Source organism: Cupriavidus consociatus (assembly GCF_017814975.1).
Taxonomy (GTDB): domain Bacteria; phylum Pseudomonadota; class Gammaproteobacteria; order Burkholderiales; family Burkholderiaceae; genus Cupriavidus; species Cupriavidus consociatus.
This window is the reverse complement of sequence record NZ_JAGIQA010000009.1, coordinates 242096-255813: the sequence shown is the minus strand read 5'-3', so window position 1 is coordinate 255813 and position 13718 is coordinate 242096. Positions and strand designations below refer to the sequence as shown.

The window sequence follows — 13718 nt, the reverse complement described above, 5'->3', positions numbered from 1 at the left end:
TATTCCAGCTTCCTGCGCCACAGCGAAGCGGCCGCGGCGCGCTATGGCCTCAAGACCGTCGACGTGCTGGTCGAACTCGGCCGCCGCCGCATGGTCGGCGGGCAGGAAGACATGATCGTGGACGTGGCGCTGGACCTGCTGAACGGGCCGCCGGACTGACCGCCGAACTGACCGCCGGACTCGCCACTGCACCAGCCCGTCAGGGCTCCAGCAGCCGGCTGATCTGCGCCAGGGCGTTGAGCGTGTGCTGCAAATGCTCGCGCATCGCCTGCGAGGCTTCCTCGTTGCGCTCGCGCGCGAGCAGGTCCAGCACGTGCAGGTGCTGCTTCGCGTGCTCGGGGTAGCGCTCGCGGTCGCGCATCGAGCGGTAGGACAGCAGCCGGCGCACGCGGTTGACGCGCCGGATGGTGTCGATGAAGAACGGGTTGCCCGACGCCTCGACCAGCGTTTCATGGAAGCGCACGCCGCGGTCGTGCAGCTGGTCGGCGCTGTCGGTTTCGATACCGCCTTCCAGCAGGTGCCGCTCGGCAGCGCGCAGCCGCTCGATGGCCTGTGGCTCGAGCCGGTAGGTGGGCTCGAGCAGCGCGGCCGGTTCCAGCGCCAGCCGCAGCCGGTAGGACTGCAGCAGCGAATCGGGCGTGGTCAGCATCGACGAGAACTCCCAGCCATAGCCGGGCTTGCGCTCGCCCCATCCCTCCTGCGCAATCCGCTTGAGCACGGTGCCCAGCTGGGTTGCGGTCAGGCCGTAGTGCTGCCGCAGATGGTGCTCGGACACCTGCGTTTCCAGCGTGCCCTGCAGCAGGTCTTCGGCGATCTGGAAATACGCCGCGGTGGCCGGGTCGGGCTCGACCAGGCCCAGCTGCGAGGCAAACTCCGCGGCCGGCGCCGCCACCGGCCGCGCCAGAAAGAAACCGCGGTTCTTCTCGCGCGTGAGCACGCCCTTCTCGTGCAGCAGCGCGAGCGCCTCGTTGACGGGCGAGCGCGATACGCGCAGCTTGTCGGCCAGCATCTGCGCCGGCAGGTGCGCGCCGACGGTCAGGCCTTCGGCCTGGATCAGCGCAACGATCTGGGTGGCAATGGATCGGTCGTGGTTCATGGTCTGCGGCCGTGGCGCGGCTTGCATCTGGCGCCGGAGCGCCGCCTGTGTTGGCGGCGTCACCCGGCGGAGCCGGCCAGGCGGGAGCGATGGGTGCGCCAGAAGCTTACCGCAATCCGGAGACCGGGCTCTCGCGAGCTGTCATGCGTGGGGCAGCGCGGTGAAGGCAGGGAAGCTTTCCAGCTGCGCCGCGAGTGCGGCCAGCGCAGGGTGCGCCGCCCGGTCGACGTGACCGGGCAGCAGCGCCTGGGTGAAGGTCCACACCACGCCGGCGGTCAGCGTGGCCTGGCTCACGGCGGCCTCATCGGCCGGCACGGGCATGCGCGCGATCTCGTCTTCCAGCAGCGCAAAGGCACTGGTGCGCTGGCCATCGACGCGCTCCACCCACGGCTGGTGCACCTTCTCCGCCGGCCTCAGGTTGTGCTCGTACACGTGCTGCACCGCCTTCTCGCTGGCCGCCAGCGCCAGGCCGATGGTGCGCAGCGCGCGCTGGCGCTCGTCCAGCGACGACGGCATCAGGCTGCGGCCGGCCAGCGCTTCGGCGTAGTCGATGATCAGCGTCGAGTCCATCAGCACCACGCCGTTGTCGCACACCAGCGTGGGCGCCTTGACCACCGGGTTGATGGCGCGGAACTGGTCGAAGGTGCGGAACACCGAGATGGATTCGTGGGTGAACGGCAAACCCAGCAGGCGCAGCGTGATGGCGGCACGGCGGACGTAGGGGGAATCGAGCATGCCGATGAGTCGCATGGGTATGGCTCCGGGTTGGGGGTGGTTGTGCGAGCCTGATTATGATCGCGCACGCGCTATCACCGCCAGCGGTTTGCTCCCCTCTCCCGCGAAGTGGGAGAGGGGCCGGGGGTGAGGGCGGGCGCTGGCAGCACTGAAGCGCTCCACGCCGTGGATGCGCCGGCCCTCTCCCCCACCCCTCTCCCGCGCGCGGGAGAGGGGTGCGTATGCGAGGGGCGGAAGCAAGCTCTGATGACTGCACAGGCCCGGCGCCTTATCCCTCCTCCCACCGCAATGTCCCCAACGCCGCCACCAGCGACACCACCACATCGTCCTCCAGGGCCTGCCGCCGCCACATCACCCCCACCGGCGGCAAGTCCCAGCTCAGCGCATGTGGCAAGACCGCCGCGCCCCCGCCTTCGACCAGCTCCCCGGCCACCGCGCGCGGCACGATGGTGGTGGCCGCCGCGTGATTGCGCAGCAGCGTGGCCATGGTCTTGATCGAGTAGGTCTCGACGATCGGCACCGGCTGCGCCACGCCGGCCACCGCGAAGATGGTGTTGATGGTGCGCCGGATCGGCGTATTCGGCGGCGGCAGGATCCAGTCGCGTTCGGCCAGCCGGTGCCAGTCGAGCGGCCCGCGCCCGAGCCGGCCGGCAGCCGCGGCAGGCACCACCAGCGCCGGCTCTTCGCGATACAGCGGCTGCTGGGCGATATCCGCGCCGGGCGCGTAGAAGGTCCGCGCCACCACGCAATCCAGCTCGTGTTCGCGCAGCGCCGCTACCAGCTCGTCGGTGGTGCCCTCGCGCACCAGCACCGAGACCCGCGGCGACTGGGTCAGGCCGAAGCTGCAGGCGGCATCGAGCACGGTGCGGCTGATGAACGGGATCACGCCGATGCGCAGCCGTCCCGACATGCCCGCGCCGATCGCCGCCAGCTCGCGCCCCAGCGCGTCGGTATCCGCCAGCGTCAGCCGCGCATGCGCCAGCACCGCCCGGCCCGTGGGCGTGGGCTCCAGGCCGCGCCGGGTGCGGGTGAACAGCGGCACCATGAAGATGTCCTCGATCTCGCGCAGGGTCTTGGTGACGGCCGGCTGCGACAGGTTCAGCTCGGCCGCCACGCGCGACACCGAGCGCTGGCGCTCCAGCGCCAGCAGCAATGGCAGGTGCCTGAGGCGCAGGCGGGAGACGAGGTTGTGGACCAGCTTGTCGGAGGCGGCGATGGACACGGGAATCCTGCAAAGGGGCGCAAATGTCGTATTACCAAATGGTAATGCAACGATAACTAATCAGACGCTCGTGGTTATTTCTCAATCCTATACTGGCTCGCATCACCGGAGCTGCAATCCATGTTCACTACCCGCCCTGAAATCGTCGGCACCTTTGGCGTTGCCGCCTCCACCCACTGGCTGGCCACGCAGACCGCCATGGGCGTGCTGGAGCGCGGCGGCAATGCCTTCGACGCCGCCGTGGCGGCCGGCTTTGTGCTGCAGGTGGTCGAGCCGCACCTGAACGGCCCCGGCGGCGAAGTGCCGATCATGTTCTGGAGCGAGCGCGAGCGCCGCATGCGCACCCTGTGCGGCCAGGGCCCGGCGCCGGCGCTTGCCGATCCCGCCGCGCTGCGCGCGCAGGGCCTGGAGCTTGTCCCGGGCATCGGCCTGGTCCCGGCCACCGTCCCCGGCGCCTTCGGCGCGTGGCTGACGATGCTGCGCGATCACGGCACGTGGTCGCTGGCCGAGGTGCTGGCGCCCGCCATCGGCTACGCGCGCGACGGCTTCCCGCTGGTGCCGCGCATCTCGCGCGCGATCCTGGCGGTGCGGGCGCTGTTCCGCGACGAATGGCACAGCTCGGCGGCCACCTGGCTGCCCGACGGCAAGGTGCCGCGCCCCGGCAGCCTGCATACGCTGCCGGTGCTGGCCGATACCTACACCCGCATCGTCGAAGATGCCCAGCGCCGCAGCGACAGCCGCACCGGCCAGATCGACGCCGCGCTGGAATGCTGGTACCGCGGCTTCGTCGCCGAAGAAATCGACGCCTACTGCCGCAACACGCCGGTGCGCGACACCACCGGCGACAAGCACACCGGCCTGCTGCGCTACGACGACATGGCTGGCTGGAGCCCCGAGGAAGAGGATCCGGTCACACTCGACTTCGGCCGCTACACGGTGGCCAAGTGCGACATCTGGAGCCAGGGCCCCGTGTTCCTGCAGCAACTCGGCATGCTGCGCCACGCCGGGCTGGCACGGCATGCGCCCGATTCGCCCGACTTCGTGCACCGCATTGCCGAGGCCACCAAGCTCGCCATGGCCGACCGCCTGGCCTGGTACGGCGATCCCGGCTTCACGCAGAGCCCGCTCGCGGCGCTGCTCGACGACGGCTACCTCGCCGCGCGCGCGCAGCGCATCGGCGAGCGCGCGGCGCTGGCGATCGACCCCGGCACGCTCGACGGCATGGCGCCGCGCCTGCCCGACCCGGGCGCGGCCGAGCGCACGCTGCAGCAGGCCGACGTGCGCTTCGGCGTCGGCGAGCCGACCTTTGCCGAGCTGCCGCCGGTAGCCGAATGGGCCGAACGGGAGCTCTTTGTCGGCGACACCTGCCATATCGACGTGATCGACCGCCACGGCAACATGGTCGCGGCCACGCCGTCCGGCGGCTGGCTCTCGTCGAGCCCCACCATCCCGGCGCTCGGCTTTGCCCTCAATACCCGCCTGCAGATGACCTGGCTGGAGCCGGGCCTGCCCAACTCGCTGGCCCCCGGCAAGCGCCCCTGCACCACGCTGTCGCCGTCGCTGGCGCTGCGCGACGGCGAGCCCTACATGGTGTTCGGCACCCCGGGCGGCGACCAGCAGGACCAGTGGTCGCTGGCATTCTTCCTGCGTCATGCGGTGCATGGCATGAACCTGCAGGAAGCGATCGACGCACCCGCCTGGCATATCGACCACTTCCCGGGCTCGTTCTGGCCGCGCCAGACCGTGCTCAACCGCATCAGCGTGGAATCGCGCTTCCCGGCGGCAACGCTGGCGGCCCTGCGCGAACGCGGGCACGAAGTGCGCGTGGGCGAACCCTGGTCCGAAGGCCGCATGTCGGCATGCTCGCGCGAACGCGACGGGCGCGGGCGGCTGGTGCTGCGCGCCGGCGCCAATGCGCGCGGCATGCAGGGCTACGCGGTGGGCCGCTGACGATTCGATGCATGACAGCGGACCGCAGCAGGTCCGCGCCAGTACCAAGGAGGAAGGAAAATGCGCGCAGTACTGAAAACCCTGCTGGGCGGCGTGGCCGCGCTGGCGATGTGCCTGGCGGCCCCGGCCGGCGCCAGTGAAGCCTGGCCGCAGAAGCCGATCACGCTGATCGTGCCCTGGGCCGCCGGCGGCTCGACCGATATCCTGGCGCGCGTGCTGTCCGAGCACCTGACGCGCTCGCTCGGCCAGCCGGTGATCGTCGACAACAAGCCGGGCGCTTCCGGCAACATCGGTTCGGCCATGGTGGCCCGTGCCAAACCCGACGGCTACACGCTGCTGGTGGGCTCGATGAGCACCCACGCCATGAACCCGGCGCTGATGTCCAACATGCCGTTCCGCGGCGTGGATGATTTCACGCCGCTGGGCCTGCTGGCGTACGTGACCAACACCATGGTGGTACACCCGTCGGTGCCGGCGCAGAACGTCAAGGAGCTGGTGGCCTACGCCAAGGCCAACCCCGGCAAGCTCGCCTACGCCAGCGCGGGTCCGGGCTCCACCAACCACCTCAGCGCGGTGCTGTTCGAGAAAATGGCCGGCATCCAGATGCTGCACGTGCCGTACAAGGGCGGCGCGCCGGCGGTGGTCGATACCGTGGCGGGCCAGACCCAGCTGCTGTTCTCGGCGGGCACGCAGACGCTGCCGCACGTCAAGGCGGGCAAGCTGCGCCTGCTGGCCGTGACCGAGGGCAAGCGCTCCCCGCTGCTGCCCAACGTGCCGACCGTGGCCGAGACCCTGCCCGGCTACGAGCTGGCGGTCTGGTATGGCGCCTTCGGGCCCAAGGGCATGCCCGCCGAGCTGACGGCGCGGCTCAATCGCGAGATCAACACCGTGATGGCGCTGCCTGAAGTGAAGGCCAAGATGAACGCCATCGGCGTCGAAACCGCGACCTCCACGCCGCAACAGTTCGCCACCATCCTGCGCCGCGATGCCGACCGCTACGGCAAGCTGATCCGCGAGCTGGGCATCCAGGGGGAATGAGGTGAGCCAGCCAACGCCCTCCAACCCGCCCTCCAACCCGCATTCCGTCCCGCAAGCCGGCGCGCCGCTGGAAGACGCCGGCTCGCTGATCGCGCAGGTCAATCTGCTGTGCGACGCGCTGCGGCAGGCGCGCGAACCCGTCGCAGCGCTCGATGCGATCGGCGCGGCCACGCTGCGCACGCTCGGTCCCGGGTTGCTGACGATCAATGCCTGGCATGCGCACGTGCACCGGATCGAACGGCTGTGGTCCTCGGACCCCGCGGCCTATCCGGTCGGCGGGCACAAGACCAAGGGCGACAGCCCGTGGCGCCGGCAATTGCTGGAGCGCGGCGAAGTCTTTGTCGGCGAGGGCGACGACGCGCTTGCGGCAGTGTTCGATGACGTGCAGGTGATCCGCAAGCTCGGCTGCACGGCGGTGGTCAATGTGCCGCTGGGGCACCAGGGCGCGGTGATCGGCACCTTCAACTACCTGGCCGATCGCGCCATCTGGCCGGCCGCCGAGGTGGCGGCGCTCAGGCTGCTGGGGGCGCTGGCGGTGGCGCCGGTGCAGGCACTGACCGCTGCGCGCACCTGACGAAAGCGGCCGCCAACACCGAACGCTACTCTGCGGTATGATTCCCCCGCCGCGTTGAAAGCCAACCAAGCACACGCGGCAACGTTCTCAGGGCAGGGTGAAAGTCCCTACCGGCGGTGATGGCGTCTGACGCACAAGCCCGCGAGCGCCCGGCGTGCCCAATGCCGGGGTCAGCAGATTCGGTTCAAATCCGAAGCCGACGGTGATAGTCCGGATGAAAGAGAGCGAGCAACAATGCCCCCGTCTTCACGGGGGCAAGTCTCGTGCGCCCTGATTCTGGCCAACTCCATCCGTACAGGAACACCATGAATCAGCCTGTCTCTGCTTTCCAGCGTGCCACCGCACCCGCGGCCGGCTTTTCCCTCCCCGAAGGCAAGCGCATTGCCTACATCCATGCCCAATGGCATGCCGATATCGTCCATCGTGCGCGCGACGCGTTCGTGGCCGAAATGGCAAAGCTGGGCGTCACCGCGGACGCCATCGACATCTACGATGTCCCCGGGGCCTTCGAAATCCCGCTGCATGCGCAACGGCTCGCCAAATCCGGCAAGTACGCAGCCATCGTCGCCAGCGGCTTTGTCGTCGACGGTGGCATCTACCGGCATGAATTCGTCGCCGATGCCGTCATCAGCGGCCTGATGCGGGTCCAGCTCGACACCGAGGTCCCTGTATTCTCGGCCGTGCTGACCCCGAAGAGCTTCCACGAGCACGACGAGCACCATCGCTTCTTTGCCGAGCATTTCGTGGTCAAGGGCCGCGAGGCGGCGCAGGCCTGCATCCGCACGGTCGCGTCGCTGCAGAAGCTCGCGGCCTGATGCGCTGAAGGAGCGGGGCCGGGCTGTTCGTGCCCGCGGCAGGTTCAGGGATCATGAACAGCGGATTCCCTGAACAGCACGGCTCGCCCATGGCGGCATCCCTTGCCGCCGCTCCCCTCCCCCGGATACTGCCGTCCGCCTGCCCGAGACGTGTAAACTGCTGGCTTTTTTAAACCCGGCGGTATGTCCCAAGAGCCCCGGCGAACAGGTTTCAGCGGTCCGACGCTTGTGCGGCTGCTGGCACGCCTGACCGACGCCGACGCCCCACCACCTGCAACGTCACTTTCGGGCCAGCTGAGCCAATGGCTGGGCTGGCCGGATGCGATCGCCCTGTCGGCGGCGCTGAAAGCCGGGCCGGCCGCGGCGCCGGCCGTCGCACGTGCCTGCGGCGCCACTGCCGAAGCGCAGGAGTGCGCGCGCGTGCGCGCCGCACTGGCCGATGCCATCGCCGGGGACAACGCCCTGACCACGCGCCGCCGCGGCCCCGCGCGGCCATCGGCGCTGGCGGAGGCCGTCGACGCGCAGGTGGACTACGCCATCTACCGCCACCGCTACATGTCGCAGCAGCAGGCCATGGAGACCTCGATCGGCGCGTTGCGCGGGCGGCTGCGGGCGGCCTTGTCGGCGCGCGCGCCGGACATGGCCCGGCTGGCGATGGTCGATGCCGTGATGGAGCGTGTGCTGGGCGCGCGCGAGCAAAGCGTGCTCGGCAGCGTGCCGACCCTGCTGGAAGGGCATTTCCAGCGTTTGCGCCAGGCGGAAACCGCGGCGCTGGCCGAGGCCCGGGCCGCCGCGGCACCGGTCGCGCCCGGGGCGTGGCTGGCCGTGTTTCGCAAGGATATGCAAAGCGTATTGCTGGCCGAGCTGGAAATACGCTTCCAACCCGTCGAAGGATTGCTCGCCGCCCTGCGTGGCAGCTGACCAGGATCCCATGAACCGATACTTCTTCCATCTTGTTGTTTTCCTGGCGGGCCTGGCGGCCGTGTGCTGGATCGCCGCCGGCTATGCGGGCTCGAATGCGCTGGCGTTGTCGGTCACGCTGCTGATCGGCGCCTGCTACGTGGCCGGCGCCAATGAGCTGCTGCGCTACCGGCAGGCCACGCTGGGGCTGGCGCAGGCGGTGCAGGGCCTGTCCGATTCGCCGGCAAGCCTGGCTGGCTGGCTGGAGCGCCTGCCCGCGGGGCTGCGCAATGCCGTGCGCCTGCGCGTCGAGGGCGAGCGCGTGGCGCTGCCAGGACCGGCGCTGACGCCGTACCTGGTTGGCCTGCTGGTATTGCTGGGCATGCTCGGCACGTTCCTCGGCATGGTGTCGACGCTGCGCGGCACCGGCATGGCGCTGGAAACCGCGACCGACCTGCAGGCAATCCGCGCGTCGCTGGCGGCACCGGTGAAGGGGCTGGGCTTCGCCTTCGGCACCTCGGTGGCGGGCGTGGCCACGTCGGCCATGCTGGGCCTGCTGTCGGCGCTGTGCCGGCGCGAACGCGTGCAGGCCGCGCAGGCGCTCGATGCGCGCATTGCCACCACGCTGCGCCCCTATTCGCGCAGCCACCAGCGCGACGAGTCGTTCCGGCTGCTGCAGCGCCAGGCCGATGCCATGCCGGCGCTGGTCGACCGGCTGCAGGCCATGATGGCGACCATGGAACAACAGAACCAGGCCATGGCGCAGCGCCTGGCGGCCAGCCAGGAAGCCTTCCACGGCAAGACCGAAGCGGTCTACACCCAACTGGCCGCCTCGGTCGGGCAATCGCTGAAAGACAGCGTGGCCGACAGCGCGCGCGCAGCAGGCACGGCGATCCAGCCGGCCGTGGAAGCGACCATGGCCGGCCTGGCGCGCGAGACCGCCGCCATGCGCGACGCCGTCACGCAGTCCGTCCAGCAGCAGCTCGAAGGCATCTCGGCGCGCTTCGAGACCTCGACCGCCGGCGTCGCCGGGATCTGGAACGAAGCGCTGGCCGACCAGCGGCGCAGCAACGAAGCCCTGGCGGGCGAGCTGCGCGGCGCGCTCGATGGCTTTGCGCGGACGTTCGGTCAACGTTCGGCCGGCCTGGTCGAGCAGGTGGCGGCCCGCCTGGAAAGCACCTCCGCCAGCACCGCGCAGGCGTGGACCGAGGCCCTGTCGCAGCAGGCCCGCACCGGCGAGAAGCTCGCCGCCGACAACCAGCAGGCGCTGGCCGCCGCCACGGCGGCGTTCGAACAACACGCGGCGTCGCTGGTGCGCACCGTGGGCCAGTCGCACGCCGACCTGCAGGCCGGCCTGGCATCGCATGACGAACAGCGCCTGGCCGCATGGGCAGGCACGCTCGGCAGCATGACCGAGGCACTGCGCCAGCAGTGGGACCAGGCCAGCGCCCAGGCCTCGAGCCGCCAGCAGGAAATCAGCGAGACGCTGGCGCGCACCGCGCGCGAGATCGCCGCGCAGGCGCAAGCGCATGCCAGCGGCACCATCGCCGAGATCGACCGGCTGGTGCAGGCTGCCGCCGACGCGCCCAAGGCCGCCCTCGCGCTGCAGGCCGAACTGGCCGCACGCGACGAACAGCGCCTGGCCGCGTGGACAGGTTCGCTCGGCGCCATGGCTGCAGGCCTGCGCGAGCAATGGGATCAGGCGAGTGTGCAAGCCGCGAATCGCCAGCAGGAGATCTGCACTGCGCTGGCGCAGACCGCCAATGACATTTCCGCCCAGTCGCAGGCCCATGCCAGCGGCACCATCGCCGAGATCGACCGCCTGGTGCAGGCCGCCGCCGACGCGCCCAAGGCCGCGCTGGCCATGCAGGCCGAGCTGAGCGCACGCGACGAGCAACGCCTCGCCGCCTGGACCGAAGCGCTTGGCAATATGGCCACCGGACTGCGCGGACAGTGGGAACAGGCGAGCGCAGAGAACGCGAGCCGCCAGCAGGAAATCTGCGCCGCGCTCGCGCAGACCGCCAGCGACATCTCGGCGCAGGCACAGGCCCATGCCAGCGGCACCATCGCCGAGATCGACCGGCTGGTGCAGGCCGCCGCCGACGCGCCCAAGGCCGCCCTTGCGCTGCAGGCCGAACTGAGCGCGCGCGACGAGCAACGCCTCGCCGACTGGACCGAAGCTCTCGGCGCGATGGCCGCCACGCTGCGCCAGGAATGGCAGCAGGCCGGCGCGCAGACCGCCACCCGCCAGCAGGAAATCTGCGCAGCGCTGGCGCAAACCGCACAAGCGATTTCCGCCGAATCGCAGGCGCACGCCAGCGGCACGCTGGCCGAGATCGAGCGGCTGGTGCAGGCGGCCGCCGAGGCACCCAGGGCCGCCGCCGCGCTGCAGGCCGAACTGGCCGCGCGCGACGAACAGCGCCTGGCGGCCTGGACCGGCCATCTCGACAGCATGGCCACCTCGCTGCGCGAACAATGGGAACAGGCGGGCAGCCACAGCGCCAGCCGCCAGCAGGAGATCTGCGACGCCCTGGCGCAGACCGCGCGCGACATCACCGCGCAGGCCGAGGCGCACGCCAGCAGCACCATTGCCGAAGTCGCGCGCCTGCTGCAGGCGTCCGCCGAAGCGCCCAGGGCCGCGGCCGAAGTCATCGCCGAACTGCGCCAGAAGCTCACCGAAGGCATGGCCCGCGACAACGCCATGCTGGAGGAACGCAGCCGCATGCTGGAAACATTGGGCACGCTGCTCGACGCCGTGAACCACGCCTCCACCGGCCAGCGCGCAGCGGTCGACACGCTGCTCGTGACCACGTCCGAGCTGCTGGAACGCGTCGGCGGCCGCTTCACCGAGCAGGTCGAGTCCGAGACCGGCCGCCTGGCGCAAGCCGCGGCGCAGGTCACCGGCAGCGCCGTCGAAGTGGCGAGCCTGGGCGAAGCCTTCGGCGTGGCGGTGCAGGTATTCAGCGCGTCCAACGACAGGCTGGCGGAGCAGCTGCAGCGCATCGAGGCCGCGCTGGACAAGTCGATGGCGCGCAGCGATGAGCAACTGGCCTACTACGTGGCGCAGGCGCGCGAGGTGGTCGACCTCAGCATGCTGTCGCAGAAGCAGATCCTGGAAGACCTGCAGCAGCTGGGCGGCCGGCAGGCATCGCGCGCAGAGGCGGCATGAAGGACGATGACATCGACGCCGGCGCCGAGCCGACGGTACCGGCCTGGGCGGTCTTTGGCGACCTGATGTCGGTGCTGCTGGGCGCGTTCGTGCTGGTGCTGCTGGGCGTCATCGGCGTGCAGCTGGAACTGTCGGCGCGGCTCGAGGACGAGGTGCGGCAGCGGCAGGAAGAGGCGCAGCGCCGCCAGACGCTGGAGCAGGCGCTTGCCGGCCCGCTCGCCGCGGGGCGCGTGACGCTGGTGAACGGGCGCATCGGCATCAGCGGCAGCGTGCTCTTTGCCCTGAACTCCGACCAGCTTCAGCCCGAAGGCCGCGAGCTGTTGCGCAGCCTGGCCGCGCCGCTGTCGGCCTACCTGCGCACGCGCGACGAGATGCTGATGGTCAGCGGCTTCACCGACGACCAGCAGGTACGCGAGGGCAACCGCCGCTTCGCCGACAACTGGGAGCTGTCGGCGCAGCGCGCGCTGACCGTGACGCGCGCGCTGATCGATGCCGGCGTGCCACCCGCGTCGCTGTTCTCGGCGGGCTTCGGCTCGCAGCAGCCGGTCACGGCCAATACCGATGCCGAAAGCCGCGCGAAGAACCGGCGCGTGGAAATCGCGCCGGTGCCGCGCGTGACCATGGGAACGGGGAAGCCTCGTGGCTGAAGACGTCGCCGCAAGCGCGCGCGCGCAGCTCGAGGCCTGGCGCGACAGCGATGCCGCCGGTGTCGACCCGGTGCGCTTCCGGCTGATCGAAGCGCTGGCGCGGCGTTCGGCCGGCCATGACGGCGCGGTACGGCAGATGCTGGATACGCGGCTGGCCGCGCTGGTCGACAGTTACCGCGAAGCGGTGGCGCAAGACGCCGAGGGGCGCCAAGCCATTGCGGCACCGGTACAGGAGGCAGCCGCGGAAGCAGCCGGCACGCTTGCCGGTCTGGTCAGCTATATCAAGGCCAATACGCGCGGCGCGAAGGTGGCTTCTGCACCGGGCGCCCCCGCACCGCGCCCCTCTGTGCCGCGCGCCACCGCTCCGGTGCACGCCGTGCGTCCCGAACCCGAACCGGAGCTGGTCGACTATTTCCGCGACACCTGGTCGCGCGTCAGCGTCAGCCGCCAGTTGCGGCAGTCGCAGGCGCAGTTGCCGGGCAATGCGGGACCGCTCAATTCCGACCACCTCGTGCATCGTGCGCTGACGCTGATGCACGAGCTGTCGCCAGGCTACCTGGAGCAGTTCTTTTCGTATGTCGAGGCGATGGCGTGGCTGGAACCACTGCATCGCGGCGGCGCACCGGCCGAAAACGAAGCAGTGCGCACCACTAGCGCAAAGAAGGCCACGCGCGCCCGGCCGCGCAAGGCGGCAGGCTAGTCCGCCGCCCCTGGCGCGATCGCAAACCCGTAGAGCGCCGCGGCATTGCGCCAGCGCAGCGCTTCATTCAGCGAAGCATCCGCCGGCGCGTTTCCGGGCCAGCGGCTGGTTTCGCTGCACTCTCCCGCCCGCTCCCCGGCTTCATGATTAGTCCACGGCCAGTCGCTGCCCCACAGCAGCCGATCGGCACCGGCCACTTCCAGCCAGCGCTGCGCCAGTTCGCACCACGCCCCTGGCGCCACCAGCCGGTATGGCGCGCTGCATTTGACCCACACCTGCCGGCGCGCCCGCACCGCAGCGGCCACGCTGAACACCGGATCCGCCACGCCTGTGGCGCCCGGCCTGCCGAAATGGTCCAGCACCACCGCTACGCCTGACTCGCCCAGTACATCATCCAGCGCGGCCAGCACCGTGCCGCCGTCGCCGTTGTCGGTATGGAGCTCGACATGCCAGCCCAGCGTGGCAACACGCGCGAACAACGCGCGCCACGGCGCTGTGCCGATGCGCTGCCAGCCGGGATCGCGATAAAGGTTCAGCCGGATGCCGCGCACGCCGGCGTCGTCCAGCTGGCGCAACGCCGCATCGGATACGCCGGGATCGACCACCGCGACGCCGCGCAGCCGCGCCGGCATGGCGCGCAGCGCCGCAAGCAGTGAGGTGTTGTCGGTACCGAGGAAGCTGGTCTGCACCACCACCCCGAACGGATCGCCAAGCGCCCCGGCCAGCCGCTTCCAGTCCGGCAGCGAGGCGGCATAGGGAGGCCGATAGCGGGCGGAGGGCGCTGCCTGGCCGGCATCGAAGATATGGAAGTGGCAGTCCACCACCGGCGTTGCGGGTTGATTCATCTGTCTGCCCTGCTGTGTCCGCGGGTA

At 70.4% G+C, this 13718-nt stretch carries 12 protein-coding genes, 1 pseudogene and 1 riboswitch; of the genes and pseudogenes, 9 read left to right on the top strand and 4 right to left on the bottom strand.

The features are described from left to right. Positions 1-159, top strand: a pseudogene (locus tag J8I82_RS15105) (4-hydroxy-2-oxovalerate aldolase); the annotation flags it as partial. 40 nt (positions 160-199) lie between these two features. Here J8I82_RS15105 and J8I82_RS15100 read toward each other — a convergent pair. The 3 genes from J8I82_RS15100 to J8I82_RS15090 all read right to left on the bottom strand — a co-directional run bounded on the left by J8I82_RS15100 (position 200) and on the right by J8I82_RS15090 (position 3053). Continuing rightward, entirely contained in the window at positions 200-1096 is an 897-nt protein-coding gene (locus tag J8I82_RS15100; protein WP_209758752.1) for a GntR family transcriptional regulator, read from the bottom strand. A 141-nt stretch (positions 1097-1237) separates the two neighbouring features. Further along, positions 1238-1846, bottom strand: a complete 609-nt coding sequence (locus J8I82_RS15095; protein WP_209758750.1) for a glutathione S-transferase — start codon at positions 1844-1846, stop codon at positions 1238-1240. 253 nt (positions 1847-2099) lie between these two features. Further along, the gene (locus J8I82_RS15090; RefSeq protein WP_209758742.1) at positions 2100-3053 is read right to left on the bottom strand and encodes a LysR family transcriptional regulator; all 954 of its coding nucleotides are present in this window, start codon (positions 3051-3053) and stop codon (positions 2100-2102) included. A 120-nt stretch (positions 3054-3173) separates the two neighbouring features. Between J8I82_RS15090 and J8I82_RS15085 the strand changes: the two genes are divergently transcribed. The 8 genes from J8I82_RS15085 (at position 3174) to J8I82_RS15050 (ending at position 12846) form a co-directional block, all read left to right on the top strand. Beyond that, positions 3174-5003: a gamma-glutamyltransferase family protein gene (locus J8I82_RS15085; RefSeq protein WP_209758740.1), complete on the top strand. Its 1830-nt coding sequence runs from the start codon at positions 3174-3176 to the stop codon at positions 5001-5003. Positions 5004-5063: 60 nt separating this feature from the next. Continuing rightward, positions 5064-6041 (top strand): Bug family tripartite tricarboxylate transporter substrate binding protein, encoded by a 978-nt coding sequence (locus J8I82_RS15080; RefSeq protein ID WP_209758738.1) that lies wholly within the window; start codon positions 5064-5066, stop codon positions 6039-6041. Between the two features lies 1 nt (position 6042). Then, positions 6043-6615: a GAF domain-containing protein gene (locus tag J8I82_RS15075; protein ID WP_336620901.1), complete on the top strand. Its 573-nt coding sequence runs from the start codon at positions 6043-6045 to the stop codon at positions 6613-6615. Between the two features lie 79 nt (positions 6616-6694). Further along, positions 6695-6845, top strand: a riboswitch (FMN riboswitch). A 75-nt stretch (positions 6846-6920) separates the two neighbouring features. After that, entirely contained in the window at positions 6921-7430 is a 510-nt protein-coding gene (locus tag J8I82_RS15070) for a 6,7-dimethyl-8-ribityllumazine synthase (protein WP_209758736.1), read from the top strand. A 183-nt stretch (positions 7431-7613) separates the two neighbouring features. Beyond that, entirely contained in the window at positions 7614-8351 is a 738-nt protein-coding gene (locus J8I82_RS15065) for a DUF3348 domain-containing protein (protein ID WP_209758734.1), read from the top strand. Between the two features lie 10 nt (positions 8352-8361). Next, positions 8362-11499 (top strand): DUF802 domain-containing protein, encoded by a 3138-nt coding sequence (locus J8I82_RS15060; RefSeq protein ID WP_209758732.1) that lies wholly within the window; start codon positions 8362-8364, stop codon positions 11497-11499. Further along, positions 11496-12146, top strand: a complete 651-nt coding sequence (locus tag J8I82_RS15055) for an OmpA family protein (RefSeq protein ID WP_209758730.1) — start codon at positions 11496-11498, stop codon at positions 12144-12146. The genes J8I82_RS15060 and J8I82_RS15055 overlap by 4 nt, the downstream gene beginning before the upstream one ends. Next, positions 12139-12846, top strand: a complete 708-nt coding sequence (locus tag J8I82_RS15050) for a DUF2894 domain-containing protein (protein ID WP_209758728.1) — start codon at positions 12139-12141, stop codon at positions 12844-12846. Before J8I82_RS15055 ends, J8I82_RS15050 begins: the two co-directional genes overlap by 8 nt. Here the strand turns inward: J8I82_RS15050 and J8I82_RS15045 are convergent. Beyond that, positions 12843-13691, bottom strand: a complete 849-nt coding sequence (locus tag J8I82_RS15045) for an amidohydrolase family protein (RefSeq protein WP_209758726.1) — start codon at positions 13689-13691, stop codon at positions 12843-12845. The two genes, J8I82_RS15050 and J8I82_RS15045, sit on opposite strands and share 4 nt — an antisense overlap. Positions 13692-13718: the final 27 nt, after the last annotated feature.

Coding starts and splice junctions, on each gene's coding strand:
- J8I82_RS15100 (WP_209758752.1), bottom strand. CDS start 1,096: ATGAACCACGACCGATCCATTGCCACCCAGATCGTTGCGCTGATCCAG.
- J8I82_RS15095 (WP_209758750.1), bottom strand. CDS start 1,846: ATGCGACTCATCGGCATGCTCGATTCCCCCTACGTCCGCCGTGCCGCC.
- J8I82_RS15085 (WP_209758740.1), top strand. CDS start 3,174: ATGTTCACTACCCGCCCTGAAATCGTCGGCACCTTTGGCGTTGCCGCC.
- J8I82_RS15080 (WP_209758738.1), top strand. CDS start 5,064: ATGCGCGCAGTACTGAAAACCCTGCTGGGCGGCGTGGCCGCGCTGGCG.
- J8I82_RS15070 (WP_209758736.1), top strand. CDS start 6,921: ATGAATCAGCCTGTCTCTGCTTTCCAGCGTGCCACCGCACCCGCGGCC.
- J8I82_RS15065 (WP_209758734.1), top strand. CDS start 7,614: ATGTCCCAAGAGCCCCGGCGAACAGGTTTCAGCGGTCCGACGCTTGTG.
- J8I82_RS15060 (WP_209758732.1), top strand. CDS start 8,362: ATGAACCGATACTTCTTCCATCTTGTTGTTTTCCTGGCGGGCCTGGCG.
- J8I82_RS15055 (WP_209758730.1), top strand. CDS start 11,496: ATGAAGGACGATGACATCGACGCCGGCGCCGAGCCGACGGTACCGGCC.
- J8I82_RS15045 (WP_209758726.1), bottom strand. CDS start 13,691: ATGAATCAACCCGCAACGCCGGTGGTGGACTGCCACTTCCATATCTTC.